Below are 16,194 nucleotides of genomic sequence, written 5' to 3' on the forward strand. Positions count from 1 at the left end.
AGCGCTCGCCGCGTGACGAACCGGCAGGATTAACTTCCGATCGGGGAAATCCGCGACCGATGACACTCTCGATTACCGACGCGATTCGAGACGGCCTCGAAGACTTCACCAGACCGGCCGTCCCGATCGCCGTCGTCGCCTTCGCCGTGTTCAACGTCCTCTCCAGTATCACCGTTCAAACCACACTCCAAGGCATCTTCCAGACGATTCTCGGAATCGTCGGAGTCTCACTCGATCGGATCTACGAGGAAGCCGCATCGAGCGGGGAGGTCCCCGAATCGATGGGCCCCGCCGACATATCGATCCTCCAGGAGGGCCTGGACGGCATCTTCCCGCTGGGCATCGGCGCGCTCCCAGGGCCAGTCGCAGTCCTCGCCGGGATCGTCGGCTTTCTGGTGATCGCACTGCTGGCCGAACTCGTCTATCTGGTCGTGGTGCGGCGGGTCGCTGGCGATAGGTTCGGCAAATCGACCGTCTCACGGTTGCATTTCGTGCTCTTCCACGGCGTCCTCGCGGGACTGATCACGATGGTGCTCGTGTTCGGTGCGATCCCTTTCGCGATCGTCCCCGCTGTGATCTTCGCCGTGCTCTTTTCGTTCGTCCCCCAGATCGTCGCACTCGAAGAGGTCAACGCGTTCCGTGCGATCGCGGATAGTGTGGGCGTCGTCTGGGAGAACGCGCTCCGCGTGTTCGCGCTCGCCGTGATCGTCTTCGTGGTGACCCGGATCGCCTATTTCGTGGTCGGCGTCGTCCCGCTCGGTGCCTGGCTGTCCCAGATCGTGTACGGCCTCCTCGCGGCGGTGTTCTCGGTGCTCTGGCTGACGATCGCGACCGAAGCGTACCTCCAGATTCGGTCTGCAGAACACACGTCCGGGGCCTGACCGTCGATCAGTCCAGCGACTGCGGGCCCGTCGACTCACCGCCGCCGAAATCCGCCAGTTCCGATCGCGACGGCTCCTCTCGGCGGCGGTCGTAGGCCTCGCGCCACTCCTCGATCACTTCGCGACTCGACGCGCCGTGACTGGTCAGTCGTTCCCGAACCTGGATCAACGCGGGCGTGTTCATCGCGTCACCCGAGACGATCGCCTGGCCGGGTGTCAGGCCCGGGAGTTCGCGCAGCACGTCCTCGCCGGCGGCTTCGACCGACTGTTCGATGGCGTCCTGATCGGCCGGATTGTTGATCTGCATCGTAACCTGTGTGCCACACTGGCTGAGCACGTCCGGATCGATCTTCGAGGGGCGCTGGCTGACGATGCCGAGTCCGAACCCGAACTTGCGGCCCTCCGACGTTATCTTTCGCATGATCCCCAGCGACGGCGCGTCCCCACCCGACGGCGCGAACCGATGGCCCTCCTCGAAGATAGCAAAGAGTGGGTGCTCGATCGACGACTCCCGACCGCGGACGGCGTCGAGGCGCTCACGATAGAGGCGACGCAGCAGGACCGTCGTGACGAGTTGCTGGTTCCACCGGTCGAGTGTGTCCATCTGGAGGACGGTACACTGGCCGGGGTCGACGATGTCGTCGAGCGGGACGTTCCGCTCGGGATCGAAGAGCGCGTTGCGCTGGATCGACCGGCGGAGTCGCCACTCCAGGGCCCCGACGCTCGGATCGTCGGCCCCGTAGATGCGCTCCATCTCCGCGACGAGTTCGTCGACCCCCCAGGTCTGGCTCTCCGCGCGCTGCATGGCTCGCCACGCGGAGGCGAGGCGTTCCTGCATCCGATTGCTCGGATCGTCGAGGATCGCCATCACGTCACCGATCGTCAGCTCCGAGATCCGGACGTGGAGTCGGTCGGGGTCGAAATAGACGACGTCGGGCTCGTAGCCGTCCGCGCCCTGGAACGATTCCGCGCCTTGCATCTCCGCGAGGGTGTCGTACTCGCCGTGGGGGTCGAAGACCAGCAGCGACGCCCGGGCGTCGGGCTGCATCATCTCCTCGATCAGGACGGAGGCGGTGTACGACTTCCCGCTGCCGGTCGCTGCGAGGATCGCCAGGTGCGTCGAGACGAACTCCTCGATCGGAAGGTGAACGGTGGTCGCGCCCGCCGACCGGTTCAACAGCCAGCCCACCTCCGCGATGCCGTCGAGGGTAGTGACGTCCCGGGAGTCGGTCGCACACCCCAGGTTCGGGAGGACGGTTTCGAGTTGGCGATCCGGCGCGATCGCGATCGGCGTGCCCGGCCGGGGCAACTGCCGGGGGTTCGCGAACGTCGTCATGTCGGTGTCGTAGTAGCCAACGACGGTCGCGCGCAGGCGATACAGTTCGGTGTCGTCGCTCGCGCCCAGCGTCGCCGCGACGGTCTCGGGCCCGACGCCCGGATCAGCGAGGTAGCCGTCCGGGAGTCCGCGAATGAGTTCGCGATTCGTGACCCGCGCGATCACCGACCGGTCGGTGCCGTCGACCGCGACGGTGTAGGTGACGAACTCACCGGTCTTGATCGACTCCTCGGCGGGCGCGACGAAGACGAACTCGTTGGCGCCGTCGCCCGGCCCGGCGACCGTGCCGATGGGGTCGGCCATCAGACCAGCCCCCGCTGCTGGCGGGCCTGCCAGGTGACCTGCTCGTCGACGACGTCGAGGACGCGCCGCGACTCGTCGTCGAGATCCAGGCCGCGCAGGCGCTCGATCAGCGCCTCGACGACTTCCGCGCCCAGATCGCCCGCGACTTCGAGCAGGCGGTCGACGTACGCCAGGCGAAGGTCGCCGTCGACGTGGTGGAACGCCCGGACCATCGCGTCGGGACAGGCCCTGACCGTGTCGTCGACCGACAGGGTCCAGCGTGGCATCTGGTGGCTCGGATCGCTGATCGTGCCATCGTCGCCCAGGCGAGCGGTCCCGAGCAGCGCGACGCCGGCGAGGGTGGTGCGCTCCTCGACGTATGCGGGCGTGAACTGCGCCTGGTCGTCCTGGGCGAGACGCGGGCCCGTTCGGCCCTGATCGGGGTCGACCAGGCGGGTGTCGTAGATCACGCCCACGACGGCCCGCTGGGTCCCGTCGATCTCTGTCGCGATATAGACTGGCTGGCCGAACTCGCGTTCGTGTGGTTCGGGCGGCCGTTCGCAGTCGCGATCACCGAACACCTCGACGGTGTAATCGAGGTGGCTGTTCGAAGAGAGGATGCTGCCGATCCGGACTGGCTCGTGGGTCGTGTCTGAGTGGGAGTCGTCTGTCATCGTCGTCTGAGCTCCTTACTGCGTGCTTTCGCCGTCCATTCGAGTGGAACGTCGTTCGATTCGGCCCAGCGGCCGACCAAGCGCTGGAACTGCTGGCGATCCGCACCATCGAGCACGGCGTCGCTGTCGGCCTGCTGGAGGATTTCGGGATAGCCCCGGCCGACGCCCGCCTCCGCGCGGACGACCGCGACGGTGTACTCGAACATCGTCTCGTAGCCCGCGGGCCCGTCTGCGCGACAGAGCCACCCCGGGAACTCGATCCGGTCGAGCGCCGACCCCGGCGGGACGTCGAGATACGAAAAGCAGATGTCGTCCTCGAAGGCGTACGCCTCGCCTCGATAGGTCGTTTCGAGGGCGTCGACGCTGCCGTCGCGTTTCGAGACGAACGGAATCGTCCGATCGCCCCAGGGGCTCGTCAGATCAGCGAGTACGTGGGCGTCTGGGACGACTCGATCGTCAGCGAACCGGTCGGGCTCCAGCAGGCGAACCATCTTCACGAGTTCGGTCGCACTCGAATCCGCGACGTAGCCCACGAGCGGCACCTCGTGGTACTCGCTCGCGGCGATCACGCGACTCAGCGTCTCGAGATACCGATCGCGTGTCTCGGGGGCCAGCGGGTTCGCAAAGGAGGCGATCAACGGGCCGTCGTAGATCGCGACCGGCGGGCGGTCCAACTCGCCAGCGTCGCGGGCCGCCGCGAGCGCGGCGATCCGGTCGACGAGGACACAGCCCTCGTGTTCGAACCGGGCGTGCCCGACGAGTTGGGAGTCGACGAACCGGTAGTCGCCCTCGTCGGACTCTCGCGTGATCGCGTCTGGCGTGAGCAGTCGGCCCTCGATATCGCGGTCGAGGCGACCCTCGGGGCGGTGGTAGTTGAGTGCCCACGCCGACTGGACGTACGCGAGCGGAACGGAGAACTGCGTCGTCGGCGGGAGTTGGGAGCCATCGACCGCCAGCACCGGAACGTCTTGCAGGACCTCCCGAGCCCACGCGTTGACATCCTCGTGGTGATCGAACGCGTCGCTCGCCCGATGGGGAACGATCAAACTCTCGCTCTCATCGAACGCCGGCGTCGGGACCGCCCCCGGATAGGAGTGCTCATCGAGCGCCGCTCGAATCTCCGCGCTCGTCCACTCGGTGGGCAGGCGCTCGATGGCATCGCGATACCGGGCGATCCGGTCGGAGTCGTCGTCGAGATAGGCTTCGATCGCCCCGGCGTTCGCATCGAGTGCGGCCGCGACGCGTCGTTCGTCCAGCGCCATCAGTCGAGGACGACCTCCGAGGCCTGCCCGGATTTCTCGACGGAGACCGTCGCGTCGGTCATCGAGTCGAACGTGCGATCGTGGCTGATCACCGCGAGTTGCTCGAAGCTGTCGAGTCGTTTGAGCTGTGTGACGAGATTGCGCTTTTTCTGGCGGTCGAGATTCGCCGTCGGCTCGTCGAGGAAGGCCACGCCGACGGCAGCGATCTGTTCGAGGATCGCCAGCCTGACCGCGAGCGCGGCGGCCATCTTCTCACCGCCGCTGAGCGTCGAAAACGACTTTCGGACGTCGGCGTCGTGGACGACGATTTCGTAGTCGCTGGTCCACTCCAGGGTCTCGCTGGCCACGCCACGGATCGTACGGAACAGTTCGTTCGCGCGCGCCCCGATCCGCTCGGTGATGATCTCGCGGAGCTTCGGGCCCGCCTCGCGGACGTTCTCGCGGATCCAGGCGGCGAACTGTGCGTCGGCGCGGAGTTCCCGGAGGTCGTCGATCGACGCAGCGCGGTCCTCGACGAGTGATTCCAGCCGGTCGATCTCCTCGCGAACGTCGGCCAGGCGCTCGCGTTTGGTCGCGACCGTCCCGCGAGCGCGTTCGATCTCGGCGTCGAGGTCCTCGATCGTCGCCTGGAGTTCCTCGAATCGCTCGGCGTCGAACGCCTCGCGCGCGTCGTCGAGGTCGGCCGCGAGATCGCTGCGCTCGTCGTGCAGGTCGTCGAGTGTCGCGTCCAGTTGTTCGACTGTCTCGCGGCGATCCGCGACGGTCTCTGCCAGTTGTCGGTTCGCGACGAACGTCTCGTGAGCGTCCTCGGTCGCGGCGATCGTCTCCGCGACCGCGTCGAGGTCGTCGTCGAGGGTTTCGTAGTCGGCCAGTTGGGCCTCGATCGCCTCGCGGCGCTCTTCGGCCTCGGCCAACTGTTCGCGAGCCTCGTCGAGCCGATCGGGGACGTCGCCGTGTTCTTCGAGCCGGAAAACGGCGGTCTCGTAGGCCTCGTGGGCGTCTTCGAGGGCGTCGCGCTCGGCGGCGAGGGCCGACCGGTCTTCGAGGTCGTCTTCGATGGCCTCCAGGTCTTCGCGGGCCTCGCTGCGCTCCTCACACAGCGACTCGTGTTCGGTTTCGAGCGATTCGAGTTTCTCGCGGTGCAGATCGAGGGTGTCGACGCGACGCTGGACCTCCTGGGCGGCCTCGTGGCGCTCACGAAGGTCGTCGATCTCGGCCGCGAGCGTCGCCCGCTCCGTGTCGATTTCCTCAAGACGCTCCTGACGCTGGTCGATCGCGGCCTCGCGATGCTCGGCGTCGAGCGGGCGGTCACAGGTCGGACAGGGGGCGTCGACGGCGGTGTCCGAGAGGCGGTCGAGTTGGGCCTCGATGCGGTCACGCTCGGCAGCGAGGGTTTTGCGCTGCGTTTCACGCTCGCGAATCTCGCTCACGATCGAATCCGGATCGGGCGTCGACTCGCGCTCGGACTCGATCGTCTCGACGGTCTCACGCGTGTCCGCGATGTTGGCCTCTAGACGTTCGATCTCGTCGTCCAGGTCTGCGATCCGCTCACGAAGCCGCTCGGCCTCCGCTTCGCGGTCGTCCAGCGCGTCGAGTCGTTCGTCGAGGGCCTCGTACCGGGCCCGATCTTCGGCAGTCTCCTGAATCGTCGCTCTGGCCGCGTCCAGTCGGTCAGCGACCTCCTCCAGACGCTCCACGTCGGCGTCGAGTCCCGAGATCGTCTGTTCGACGTCGTTGTGTTGCTCTCGCAGTGCGTCCCGTTCGGACTGACGCTCGGTGAGTTCCTCACGGCGCTCGACGGCCGCGACGTACCGTTGGTGATCGTCACGGGTGGCGTCACAGGTCTCGGCGGCCTCTCGGGCGGCGTCGAGTTCCTCGCGAGCAGTCGCGAGTTCACTCTCGGTGGCGTCGATCTGCTGATCGAGGCGATCGAGATCGCGGTCGAGGTCCTCGATCGCGTCCTGGCACTGGTCGAGTTCGTCGTGGGCCTCGCGTGTCTCGGCCAGCCGGGACTCGCGCTCCTCGATCGTCGCCTCGATCTCGCTGATCTCCTCACGCAGGGCGGCCGCTTGCTCGCGTTCGTCGGGCAGCGACTGCACCTCCCCGGTGAGCGTCTGGATCTCGTCGCGCACTTCGCGTTCGCGAGCCTCGATCGCGTCGGGAACCTGTTTCAGCCGTTCCCAGGACTCCTCGTAGGCCTCCAGGTCGAGCAACGCATCGAACGTGCGGGTCCGATTCGCCGGCGTCTGGGCGAAATCCGAGAGAAATCGGGTCTGGGGAACGCCGATACAGGACTCCCAGAGACTCTGGAGCGCGTCGCCGTCCTCGACGCCGAAGCGAGCACACAGCCACTCGCGGAGTTCGGTGACCGTACCGAGATCCAGATCGACCCACTCCTCGGTCGACGCGTCCCACCGGTGGACGCCATGAGACGAGCGGCCGGCCGATCTGGTCACGCGGAATCGCTCGACGCCGTCGTCGGTCGTCTGCTCGAAGGTGACTTCGACCGTCCCCGAACTCGCGCCCTCGCGGACGAACTCCCTATTCGTCATGGGCAGCGAGTCGAAAAGCGCGAACCCAATCGCCTCCTGGATCGTCGACTTGCCCGCGCCGTTCTCGCCCAGGATCGCCGTCACGCCGCCGTCGAACGGCACGGTCGTCCGGCCCTCGTACGATTTGATGTCTTCGAGGGCAATTTCGGTGATCTTCATCGATCGGCCTCCGTGTAATCCGTGAGTGTCGGGCCCGCGTCCTCGGACTCACCGGTGTTCTCGGCAGCCCCGGGCGGGTCGTCGGTCGTCGTCTGGGCCGCATCGGCGTCGTCACCGTCTCTCGATTCGTCGGACGCGCTCGGGTCGCTCTCGTCGCCCGGCCCGTCGTCGCCCGTCGCCGGGTCGTCGACGGCCACGGAATCGGTCTCGTCGCCGGTGTCGGGCCCCTGACCGCCAGTGGCGGCCGTCGGCACCACGGAGTCGTCAGCCGACTCCCCGGCAGCGTCCCCGTCGTCGAACGGGTCTTCCTCGATGTCGAGGACGACCTCGTCTGCGCGATCCGGGAACAACTCGCGCCGGGCCGCACTCACCGCGTCACGAACGTCGTCGGGGGCCTCGTCGACCTGGGCCATCCGGTGGGCACTGTCGAGCACGTCTGCGACCGCGTCGGCGTGGTCGTCGTACGGTGACTCCCGAGCGATCGTCTCGAAGACCCGCCGTTCGAGCGCATCGGTGTTCAGCCGGCCGTCCTCGAAGACCGGTTCGTCGATGTCAGCGACCAACTCCTGGACCGACGCCGTCCGAATCCCGGTGTTCACCTGGACGTACAGCGCGCCGACCGAATCTTCGACCCAGTCCGCGAGTTCGTCCGGGCGGAACGCGCCGCGCTCGAACTGCAACGTGCCGGTAAACCGCAGATCGACGATCGGCGCTCGGGGGTCACCACGCGCCGTGAATCGGTCCTGACTGCAGTGGGCGTCGATCGCGGACTGTTCGGCCCGGACCTGATCGTGGACCGCGCTCGTCAACGCGCCCGCCGAGTCGTGCGGCGTCACGTCGATCACGATCCGATAGTAGGGACGACGCTTGGTCGGGACGTGCTCGACCGCGAAGGCGGAACTGGGGTCTCCATCGACCTCGGCCTGCCCGTCGATCGCGCCGTCCGAATCGCTCGCGCCGTCTCCGTCGCCAGGGATCGACACCCGATAGTAGCCGTGGTCCCAGTCGTCGCTGCCCTCCCGGGTGGAGTGGGCCTCCGGCGATCCCGGATTGTAGATCCAGTCGCCCGATTCGTAGCGCTTGTGAATGTGCCCGAGCGCGAGGTAATCGACGACCTCGCGGACCGGATCGAGATCGGTATGCGAGATGGATCCGCCGAGCGAGGGCACCTCCTCCTCGATGCCGAAATGCGCCAGGAGGACGACCATCGCGGGGTCGCCGTGGGCCGCGTTCGTGGCGCGAATCCCGTCGGCGGCGGCGTCGAGTGCACGAGCGGTTTTCGCACCGCGGTACTGCAACCCGAACACACGGATCGGGCCGTCCAGTCCGGCCTCGACGTCGTAGAAGCCAGCGTCCTGGCCGGGACCGGCGGGATCGTAGGGTTCGAAGGTCGTCGCGTCGGGATCGAGGTGCGCGCGCAAGAAGACGATCTGGCCGCGCTCGTGGAGGTAGTTCAGCCAGGTGACCTCGCGTGGCGTGAGGTTCTCGTCGTGATTGCCTCGCGAGACGAGTACCGGCACGCTGTCGGGAATCCGATCGAGGTCGCGCTCGATCCGATGGAGCACCTTCGGTCGGAGGTCCCGCGAGTGAAACAGGTCGCCGGGCAGGACGATCGCGTCGGGATCGTCCGCCAGCATGGCGTCGATGGTCGTGCGCGTGGTCGACAGCATGTCGTCTGCACGTTGTTTGAGTCCGTACTGGCGGTGGCCGAGGTGTGTGTCCGCGAAGTGTGTGATCGTCGGCATCGTTGGATGGAGGCGGACCCGGACCGTCTTGTGGGCCCGCCAGGTCGGACGGATCTGTGAGCCCGCGACGCATAAAGCACCGCCAACCGCGGCGGAAGTGCCTGGGGGTATCGGCCGAACCCGGGGGCCGCCAGCAGGACTTTCCGCTGAGGCGGCGATGAGCACGTATGACCGACGAGCCAGTCACCGCCGACCCGCCCGACAGTCCGTTTCGCACGACGGGCGTCGATCACGTCACGATCTGGGGATCGAACGCCGAGGATACGATCGCGTTCTATCGCGACCTCCTCGGAATGCCGCTGGTGCTCCGCCAGCCGAACCTGGACGACCGCCGCCAGACGCACCTGTTTTTCGACATCGGAGACGGGCGACTGTTGACGGTGTTCGTCAATCCCGATCGCGAGTCGAATCGCGGGCGACAGCCGACGCCGACCGGCGGGGTCCACCACCTCGCCTTCTCGGTCGATCCAGGCGAGTTCGAGGAGGTGCTCACGGCGCTCGACGACGCCGGCCACGGCTACAACGTCTTCGACCGGGGGATCTTCTACTCGGCATACACCACCGACCACAACGGCCTCGTGATCGAACTCGCGACCGACAAGTACGACGTGCCCGCCGACCGCCGCGGTGAAGTGCTCGCGAAAGCCCAGGAAATCCGCGAGGAGGCGGGCGCGGAGTTCGCCGAGGAAGAGCATCTCGAAGCCGCACTCGACGAGTTAGGCATCGAGGCGACCGCCGCGGAGTTGCCCGACGCCGCGACGGGTGCGGACACCCGGTAGTTCGGTCGGCCGCCGGCGTCCCGAATTCCTCCGCGACGAACGACTCCCAAAATAATATCTGTATTCAGTTTTATTATTGAGACATCGTCCACGCCTGTGGGCGGGAGGGGAGCAGTCCGTTTCGGGGGATCATCATGACTATGGGACACACCGACGACGGCGATCGGGATCGCGCGGAACCAACGGACGTCTCGCGGCGGCGATTCCTGCAGAGCGGGGCCGTGACGGGGGCGCTGGCGGTCGGCGCTGGGGCCGGCCTCGCGAGCGCGGCGACGAGTATCGACGACGCCTCGATCGAGTCGTTCGCGCCACTCGCGGTCGATCCGGACAACCGGATCGTGCGTGGGGACACCGGCGAGGTGTTCACGATCCGTGGCCTGAACGTGCCAGATCCAAAGCGGATGGCCATCACCGAGCAGATGCGTGGCAAGACGATGAACGGCCTGATCAACATGATCACGGACACGACGAACGGGTGGCATCCGCGGGCCATCCGAATTCCGGCCCAACCGTGCGACATCGGTGAGCACCCCATCGGGAACACGGGCCCGACCTGGGAGGAGTTCGCGCCCGAGGTCATCGAGAACGAGACCAACGAGTTCATGACGATGGATCGGACGCTTCAGCGTCCGCCGCAGCCACCGGCGTTCACTCAGGAGCAACTCGAAACGTATCTCCAAGAGTACTACGACCCCGTCGTCGAACACTGCAAGGAGCGCGGCGTCTACTGCATCGTCGACTTCCACCGCCACTGGCACGAACAGCCGCCGGGCGACGGTGAGGGGTCGGGTCCGACCGGGATGGGGCCCGAAGGCGCCGCCGAGGCCGAGAACCACCTGCCGTACGACAGCGAGTACACCAACTACTGGGCGTCCAACGCGTTCTACGGAACGGATCACCCGGCCTCCTGGGGCTACGTCGACCAGACGTTCCGGAACAGCATGGACGCCGAGTACGTCACCGAGGAGATGATCGACAGCGGCGAGACGCCGTACACCCAGTGGGAGGTCAACCAGGCGTTGGTCGACGAGGCCCTGATGTTCTGGGACACCGTTGCCGAGCGGTACGCCGACGAACCCCACGTCGTCTTCGAGCCGTTCAACGAACCGACCGCGCCCGGCATCTGGGGGCCAGTCGAGGACTACGGCGCCTACATGATGAAACCGCTGTGGCACACCTTCGTCGACGAGTTCGCCACGCCACTCATCGACACGATCCGGGAGCACACGCCGGACACCCACATCATGATGGGGCTCCCTGGCTGGTGTCAGGCCACGCAGGCCGTCCACTGGCGACCGCTGCCCGACGATAACCTCTCGATAACGTGGCACAACTACGCGGGCCACGGAGTCAGCAGAGAAGCAAACTGGCTCAACGAGAAGTGCGTCGGCGAGGGCTGCTGGGAGCCCGAACAATCCCAGGGCTTGCAGGAAGCGATGGACGTTCACCCCGTCGCAGTCACCGAGTTCGGGTGGTTCGACCGGGAGTACGCGGATCAGGTGCTGTACGACGACCAGATAGAGATCGACAAGTGGATCAGAGGATCCATTCCACCCCAGCAGAGCACGGAAAGTTACGGCAAACCGTTCATCGAGGCGATGGAGTCCGACGACCGCATCTCCTGGGTCGCGTGGTGTGCCGACAATCGCTGGCTCCCGACGATGTTCAAGCCCATCACGACGAATCAGAGCGACTTCGAGTTGACGAACGGAAACTACTACGAGACGCCCGACGACGAGTTCCCGGTCAACTGCGAGGAGTTGCCCTGCGAGTGGGAACTCTGGGACGATCCGAACATGGGCCAGTACGTCAAAGACACACTCGCCGAGCACAAAGACGACCGCGTCCCGTTCCCGAGTGAGTACAACCCGACCGACCCCGACGGTGACGGCCTGTACGAGGACGTCAACGAGAACGGGAAAGTCGATTTCAACGACGTGAACGAACTGTTCCAGCGCATCACCGCAGCGGGGATCGAAGACGACCGGCGATTCGACTTCACCGGCGACGGCACCGTCGACGTACAGGACGTCCTCGCGCTGTTCGAGATGGTCTGACCGCGTGATCGGTTCAGTCCGACGTGTCGTGGCCCACTTCCGAGAGCCAGAACGGCTGGCTCTCCGGCCCGAATGGACCGAACTCTTTCATGTAGGGTTTGGCGTCGACGACCGGTCGTCGCTCGCCCAGATGGACGTCACCGAGGTCGATCCAGCAGTCGCCAGCGTCGGAAATCCGCCCGGTGGTCACCGCCAGCGGTGACGGTGCGGGCCCCGCCCAGCGAAATCGATCGCCCGCGGCCGTCACGTCGTTCCACCGGGGCGGGTCGCCGTGGACGACGACGACGGCGTGCGAAAACGACTCGATGCCCCGGAGTCCCTCGCCCTCGAAGCGGTCGGCATCGAGGTCGATCCGGGCGGTCGCGTCTCCGATCGGACGGGCGCGCCCGATCGGTTCGATGTCGACGGCGACGAACGGCGACTCGGCCATACGTCTCCCTGGTCGGTACGGAACCATAAACCCGGGCGACGCGTCAGACGACCGTCAGACGAGTGGCTGTCGCCCACCCCGGATTCGGGAACCGACACATCAAAGGTCGGCCTGGGCGAGCGTTCGCCTATACATGACTGACGGGATGACGGTCCACGACGACCGACTCGCCCGGCAAATGGACGCAGGCGAGTTCGTGCTCGCCGTCGTGACCGCGACCAAGCCCGACTTCTACAAGCAGGCCCCGGTCGTGACCGCGGCGATCGAACGCGGCCTCCCGGTGTTCGTCCTCCACACCGGCCAGCACTACGACGATCACGTGGGCCACGGCCTCAGCGAGTACGACCTCGAAGAGCGCGTCGCGGTCGATCTGGGCATCCGTGGAGGACTGACCGAGAAGACCGCACAGGTCAACCGACGGATCGGTGCGCTCGCCGAGCGCCTCGACGAGGACTGGCCGGACACGACGGTGCTGCCGATGGTCCACGGCGACACTCACGCGGCGGGGATCGTCCCGCAGGCGTGGATGTTCGCGACCAACCAGGCCGTCGCGCACAACGAGGCCGGTCTCCGGGGGATGTCGCCCGACTACGACGACCACGCCGATCCCGCGGCGTTCGTCGACGCCCAGTGGTCCGGCGAGTGGTCGATCAATCGTGCGGAACCGTTCCCCGAGCAGTACGACACGTTCGTCGGGTCGGCGGCGTCGATCTATCAGTTCGCGCCCGTCGAGTTGAACCGCGAGCACCTCGAACGCGAGGGGTATCCCCGCGCGGTCGACGGCCGCGAGCGCATCCCCGTCGTGGGCAACTCCGTGGTCGACGCCATCGAGATGAAAGGCGACGACGACCTCGACCGGAGCGTCTTCGACGTCTATCCCGTCCTCGAAGAGCGCGACGACTGGCTCCGGGTCGACATCCACCGGCGGGCGAACCTGTTGCCCGAACGGTTCACGGCGATCGTCGAGGCGGTCATCGCACTGGTCGAGGACGGCTACAACGTCAACTTCGTGGAGTTGCACGCGACGAAGACCGCCCTCGAAAACTACGGTTATCGCGATCGGCTCCAGCGACTGGCCGACGAGCGCGAGAACTTCCTGTTTACCGGGCTCTGGAAGAAACACGCCCACGTCTACGAGTTCCTCCGCTCGGGGCAGTGTCTCGCGGAGTTCACCGACTCCGGCAGCATGCAAGAGGAACTCAACGAGATCGACGAGGCGATCTGTCTGACCGCACGGTACAACACCGACCGCCCGGAGACGGTCTTCGAGGCCGAGACCAATCTGCTCGTCCCGCCGATCGGCGGCGAGTACGTCACCGATCTGATCGAGTACGTCCTGGAGACCGACAGCGTGCGCGAGCGGATTCAGACCGGGCCGAAACTCTATGGGAATGCGGTCGGCGAGACCATCGTCGACTTTCTCGACGAGCGTCGCGAGGAGGAGCCGTTCGACTGGGCGCACGAACGCGTCGGCTTCGAGAGCAGCGATCAGGACTTCGCGTATCTCTGAGGCGGGTCGTTCACTCGCCGGTCTCGCCCAGGTCGGCCAGCACGGTCGCCGGCAACTCACCGAGCGCGACGCCCTCCTGTCTGGCGTAGACCACCGCGGCGGCCTCGATCGGGACCGCGAGATCGCCCTGGAGACGATTGATTTCGGCGACGGCGGTCCGTTTCTCGACACCCGCGCTCGTCACGCGTTCGAGGACGCGTTCGAACGTCGAGCGCTGCTGGAGGATCGACTCGTCGGGGACGAACCCCTCGGGCAAGTCGACGGTGGCGGGGTCGATGTCGATCGTGAGGGTGTCGTCGTCCTGGTCGAGCAGGCCCTCCGATCGGGCGACGTCGATGACGCGCTCGGCCTGATCCGGTGAGAACCAGTCGCGATCGAGCGAGAGCGCGACGACGAACTCGCTTTTCGACATCGCGGTCGTCCCGCGATCGCGATAGGGTGCGGCGACGGTACCTTCGAGACTCATCGTGCCCTCCCGACCCGGATGGGGGGCCAGCGGACTCGGAACACGCCAGATCGATCGCGTGCGTCGGGCCTAAACGCACCGGTCGCCATCCGAGGGGTTCAAGTACGGGCTGGGACTTCCTTCGACTATGCAATTCCAGGGCCGTTCAGACCGGAAACGGACCGGCGGTCGTCGCCGCCCCGTTCGCGACAAGCGCAAATCCGACCTTGGCAGCGAACCGACCGAACCGCAGGTCGGCGAGCCGACACTGAAGACCATCGACGCCCACGGCGGGACCCAGAAAGTGCGTGCGATCCGCACGAACGTCGCCAGCGTCGCCGACGGCGACACCGTCGAGGAGGCCGCCATCGAGAACGTCGTCGAGAACGCCGCCAATCCAAACTACGCGCGCCGAAACATCGTCACGAAAGGCGCGATCGTCGACACCGACGTCGGCCAGGCGCGGGTCACCTCCCGGCCCGGACAGGACGGCCAGGTCAACGCCGTCCTCGTCGACTGAGCCACTGTTCGCCGCGACCGTCAGGACCTTTCCCGACAGTCTCGAACCGCGAGCTATGACCATCGCGATCCTCGGTGGCACCGGTGACATCGGAGAGGGACTGACACTCAGATTCGCGCGCGACACCGATCACGACGTGATCGTCGGGTCACGCGACGCGGAGCGGGCGGCCGAGCGTGCCGCGACCTATCGCTCCCAACTCGACAAGCACGGTCGCGCCGCCGATATCGACGGGCGCGCCAACGCGGCGGCCGCGGCGGCAGCCGACATCGTCGTCGCGGCGGTCCCGCCCTATCACCTCCGCGAGACGATCGAGAGCGTCACCGACGGTCTCGACGACGAGACGGTTCTCGTGACGCCCGCAGTCGGGATGAGCCGCGACGACGCGGGCATGCACTACGACCGGCCCGGCGCGGGCAGCGTCACCGAACTCGCCGCGAGCGCCGCGCCGGATCGCGTCGCGGTCGTCGGCGCGGCCCACACGCTTCCGGCGGCCAGACTCGCGGATCTGGACGCCGAGTTGGGGATCGACACCGTTCTCGTCGGGCCCACGGAGCCCAAAGCCCGGGTCGCCGCCCTGTTCGAGGCGGTCGAAGGGCTTCGCCCGGTCGACGCCGGCCCACTCGCCAACGCCGCCGAAATCGAGGCGGTGACACCGCTTCTCATCAACGTCGCACAGAACACGGACGGTCTCGACCAACTGGGCGTTCGCTTCCAGTAGAAGAACTGACCGAAACCACGGCCGACGCTATTCGTCGTCGCGGAACCGCTCGGTCGACTCGATCAGCGGGTGGCGGGCGTAATCGACGATTTCGACGTCGGCGATCCGGTCGACGCCGGCGTCCGCGGCGGCCTCTTCGAGTTCGAGGGCGACGTGCTCGTCGGTCTCGATGACGTACGCCTCCATCTGTTCGATCCCGAGTTCGCGGCCCGCCGTCGAGCGGTGGTGGCCGTCAGCGAGCAACAACTCGCCGTCGTTGTCGACGACGACCAGCGGTTCGGCCAGGCCGCGCTGGAGTTCGTACTGTCGGCCCTGGAGCTCGTCGCCGTACACTTTCGACTGGGTCGGCCGCAACTCGTCGATCGAGACGTCGCGGCGGGCCTGGTCGGTCTCGACGCCGTGGGCCTGTTCGATCGTCGATTTGAGTTCGGCAACGGTGTCGGGCGTGGCGCGCTCGATCTGGCTGCGGATGACGTCCGCGTTCGAGATGATCCCGATGAGATCGCCCGCCTCGTCGACGACGGGTAATCGCTGGATCCCCGAGCGGAGGATGACACGCGCGGCGGCGTCGACTTTCATTTCCGGCGCAGCGACGAGAAGATCCCGGCTCATCACCGTCGCGATCGCACTCTCGTCGTTGGCCAACAGGAGGTCACTCGCACTGACGAACCCCTCGATGTGACCGTCGTCGGTCACCGGAAACCCGCTGTACTCGTCCTGGGCGGCGATTCGTTCGGCCACCGCGGCGACCGTGTCGTCGGGGTGCACCGTGGCGACCGCCCGTGTCATGTACTCCTCGACCGTCGCGGACTCGGGAGCGATCGTCGTCATTCGTCGCAGG

14 protein-coding genes are annotated in these 16,194 nt (G+C 66.7%); 6 read left to right on the forward strand and 8 right to left on the reverse strand.

The window, feature by feature from the left end; all coding sequences use genetic code 11:
- Window positions 1-59: 59 nt before the first annotated feature.
- Window positions 60-881 carry a hypothetical protein gene (locus HARCEL1_RS07560; protein WP_108381961.1) on the forward strand — a complete coding sequence of 274 codons (822 nt, stop codon included), beginning with the start codon at window positions 60-62 and terminating at the stop codon, window positions 879-881.
- Between the two features lie 7 nt (window positions 882-888).
- Here HARCEL1_RS07560 and HARCEL1_RS07565 read toward each other — a convergent pair whose 3' ends face one another.
- From HARCEL1_RS07565 to HARCEL1_RS07585, 5 genes are read right to left on the reverse strand one after another with little or no spacing between them, the layout of a single operon-like run.
- Window positions 889-2,520 (reverse strand): ATP-binding protein, encoded by a 1,632-nt coding sequence (locus HARCEL1_RS07565; protein ID WP_108381963.1) that lies wholly within the window; start codon window positions 2,518-2,520, stop codon window positions 889-891.
- Window positions 2,520-3,173, reverse strand: a complete 654-nt coding sequence (locus tag HARCEL1_RS07570; RefSeq protein WP_108381965.1) for a hypothetical protein — start codon at window positions 3,171-3,173, stop codon at window positions 2,520-2,522. The genes HARCEL1_RS07565 and HARCEL1_RS07570 overlap by 1 nt, the downstream gene beginning before the upstream one ends.
- Window positions 3,170-4,435, reverse strand: a complete 1,266-nt coding sequence (locus tag HARCEL1_RS07575) for a DNA double-strand break repair nuclease NurA (protein WP_108381967.1) — start codon at window positions 4,433-4,435, stop codon at window positions 3,170-3,172. Before HARCEL1_RS07575 ends, HARCEL1_RS07570 begins: the two co-directional genes overlap by 4 nt.
- On the reverse strand, window positions 4,435-7,146 hold the full coding sequence (locus HARCEL1_RS07580) for an AAA family ATPase (protein WP_108381970.1): 2,712 nt from the start codon (window positions 7,144-7,146) through the stop codon (window positions 4,435-4,437). Before HARCEL1_RS07580 ends, HARCEL1_RS07575 begins: the two co-directional genes overlap by 1 nt.
- A complete protein-coding gene (locus tag HARCEL1_RS07585; RefSeq protein ID WP_233357311.1) occupies window positions 7,143-8,891 on the reverse strand; it encodes a metallophosphoesterase in 1,749 nt (582 codons plus the stop codon). Before HARCEL1_RS07585 ends, HARCEL1_RS07580 begins: the two co-directional genes overlap by 4 nt.
- Before the next feature lie 167 nt (window positions 8,892-9,058).
- Here HARCEL1_RS07585 and HARCEL1_RS07590 point away from each other — a divergent pair, with 167 nt between their 5' ends.
- Both HARCEL1_RS07590 and HARCEL1_RS07595 read left to right on the forward strand, forming a co-directional pair.
- Complete coding sequence (locus tag HARCEL1_RS07590; protein ID WP_108381972.1) at window positions 9,059-9,670, forward strand: VOC family protein; 612 nt, start codon at window positions 9,059-9,061, stop codon at window positions 9,668-9,670.
- A gap of 140 nt (window positions 9,671-9,810) precedes the next feature.
- A complete protein-coding gene (locus tag HARCEL1_RS07595) occupies window positions 9,811-11,727 on the forward strand; it encodes a cellulase family glycosylhydrolase (protein WP_159077055.1) in 1,917 nt (638 codons plus the stop codon).
- 13 nt (window positions 11,728-11,740) lie between these two features.
- Here HARCEL1_RS07595 and HARCEL1_RS07600 read toward each other — a convergent pair whose 3' ends face one another.
- Window positions 11,741-12,157 (reverse strand): hypothetical protein, encoded by a 417-nt coding sequence (locus HARCEL1_RS07600; protein WP_159077056.1) that lies wholly within the window; start codon window positions 12,155-12,157, stop codon window positions 11,741-11,743.
- A 133-nt stretch (window positions 12,158-12,290) separates the two neighbouring features.
- On the opposite strand from HARCEL1_RS07600, the gene HARCEL1_RS07605 reads away from it, so the two are divergent.
- On the forward strand, window positions 12,291-13,667 hold the full coding sequence (locus HARCEL1_RS07605) for a UDP-N-acetyl glucosamine 2-epimerase (RefSeq protein ID WP_108381979.1): 1,377 nt from the start codon (window positions 12,291-12,293) through the stop codon (window positions 13,665-13,667).
- Between the two features lie 10 nt (window positions 13,668-13,677).
- Here the strand turns inward: HARCEL1_RS07605 and HARCEL1_RS07610 are convergent, their stop codons facing one another.
- A complete protein-coding gene (locus HARCEL1_RS07610) occupies window positions 13,678-14,133 on the reverse strand; it encodes a DUF2240 family protein (RefSeq protein ID WP_108381981.1) in 456 nt (151 codons plus the stop codon).
- A 127-nt stretch (window positions 14,134-14,260) separates the two neighbouring features.
- Here HARCEL1_RS07610 and HARCEL1_RS07615 point away from each other — a divergent pair, with 127 nt between their 5' ends.
- Both HARCEL1_RS07615 and npdG read left to right on the forward strand, forming a co-directional pair.
- Window positions 14,261-14,632 carry a 30S ribosomal protein S8e gene (locus HARCEL1_RS07615; protein WP_108381984.1) on the forward strand — a complete coding sequence of 124 codons (372 nt, stop codon included), beginning with the start codon at window positions 14,261-14,263 and terminating at the stop codon, window positions 14,630-14,632.
- A 55-nt stretch (window positions 14,633-14,687) separates the two neighbouring features.
- On the forward strand, window positions 14,688-15,353 hold the full coding sequence (npdG, locus tag HARCEL1_RS07620) for an NADPH-dependent F420 reductase (RefSeq protein ID WP_108381986.1): 666 nt from the start codon (window positions 14,688-14,690) through the stop codon (window positions 15,351-15,353).
- A gap of 27 nt (window positions 15,354-15,380) precedes the next feature.
- Here npdG and HARCEL1_RS07625 read toward each other — a convergent pair whose 3' ends face one another.
- The gene (locus tag HARCEL1_RS07625; protein WP_108381988.1) at window positions 15,381-16,184 is read right to left on the reverse strand and encodes a CBS domain-containing protein; all 804 of its coding nucleotides are present in this window, start codon (window positions 16,182-16,184) and stop codon (window positions 15,381-15,383) included.
- Between the last annotated feature and the right edge of the window lie 10 nt (window positions 16,185-16,194).

The organism is Halococcoides cellulosivorans, assembly GCF_003058365.1.
Classification (GTDB): Archaea; Halobacteriota; Halobacteria; order Halobacteriales; family Haloarculaceae; genus Halococcoides; species Halococcoides cellulosivorans.

What these genes read in the sequence shown, in the direction of transcription:
- HARCEL1_RS07560 (WP_108381961.1), top strand. Translation starts at nt 60, where the DNA reads ATGACACTCTCGATTACCGACGCGATTCGAGACGGCCTCGAAGACTTC.
- HARCEL1_RS07565 (WP_108381963.1), bottom strand. Translation starts at nt 2,520, where the DNA reads ATGGCCGACCCCATCGGCACGGTCGCCGGGCCGGGCGACGGCGCCAAC.
- HARCEL1_RS07570 (WP_108381965.1), bottom strand. Translation starts at nt 3,173, where the DNA reads ATGACAGACGACTCCCACTCAGACACGACCCACGAGCCAGTCCGGATC.
- HARCEL1_RS07575 (WP_108381967.1), bottom strand. Translation starts at nt 4,435, where the DNA reads ATGGCGCTGGACGAACGACGCGTCGCGGCCGCACTCGATGCGAACGCC.
- HARCEL1_RS07580 (WP_108381970.1), bottom strand. Translation starts at nt 7,146, where the DNA reads ATGAAGATCACCGAAATTGCCCTCGAAGACATCAAATCGTACGAGGGC.
- HARCEL1_RS07585 (WP_233357311.1), bottom strand. Translation starts at nt 8,891, where the DNA reads ATGCCGACGATCACACACTTCGCGGACACACACCTCGGCCACCGCCAG.
- HARCEL1_RS07590 (WP_108381972.1), top strand. Translation starts at nt 9,059, where the DNA reads ATGACCGACGAGCCAGTCACCGCCGACCCGCCCGACAGTCCGTTTCGC.
- HARCEL1_RS07595 (WP_159077055.1), top strand. Translation starts at nt 9,811, where the DNA reads ATGGGACACACCGACGACGGCGATCGGGATCGCGCGGAACCAACGGAC.
- HARCEL1_RS07600 (WP_159077056.1), bottom strand. Translation starts at nt 12,157, where the DNA reads ATGGCCGAGTCGCCGTTCGTCGCCGTCGACATCGAACCGATCGGGCGC.
- HARCEL1_RS07605 (WP_108381979.1), top strand. Translation starts at nt 12,291, where the DNA reads ATGACTGACGGGATGACGGTCCACGACGACCGACTCGCCCGGCAAATG.
- HARCEL1_RS07610 (WP_108381981.1), bottom strand. Translation starts at nt 14,133, where the DNA reads ATGAGTCTCGAAGGTACCGTCGCCGCACCCTATCGCGATCGCGGGACG.
- HARCEL1_RS07615 (WP_108381984.1), top strand. Translation starts at nt 14,261, where the DNA reads ATGCAATTCCAGGGCCGTTCAGACCGGAAACGGACCGGCGGTCGTCGC.
- npdG (WP_108381986.1), top strand. Translation starts at nt 14,688, where the DNA reads ATGACCATCGCGATCCTCGGTGGCACCGGTGACATCGGAGAGGGACTG.
- HARCEL1_RS07625 (WP_108381988.1), bottom strand. Translation starts at nt 16,184, where the DNA reads ATGACGACGATCGCTCCCGAGTCCGCGACGGTCGAGGAGTACATGACA.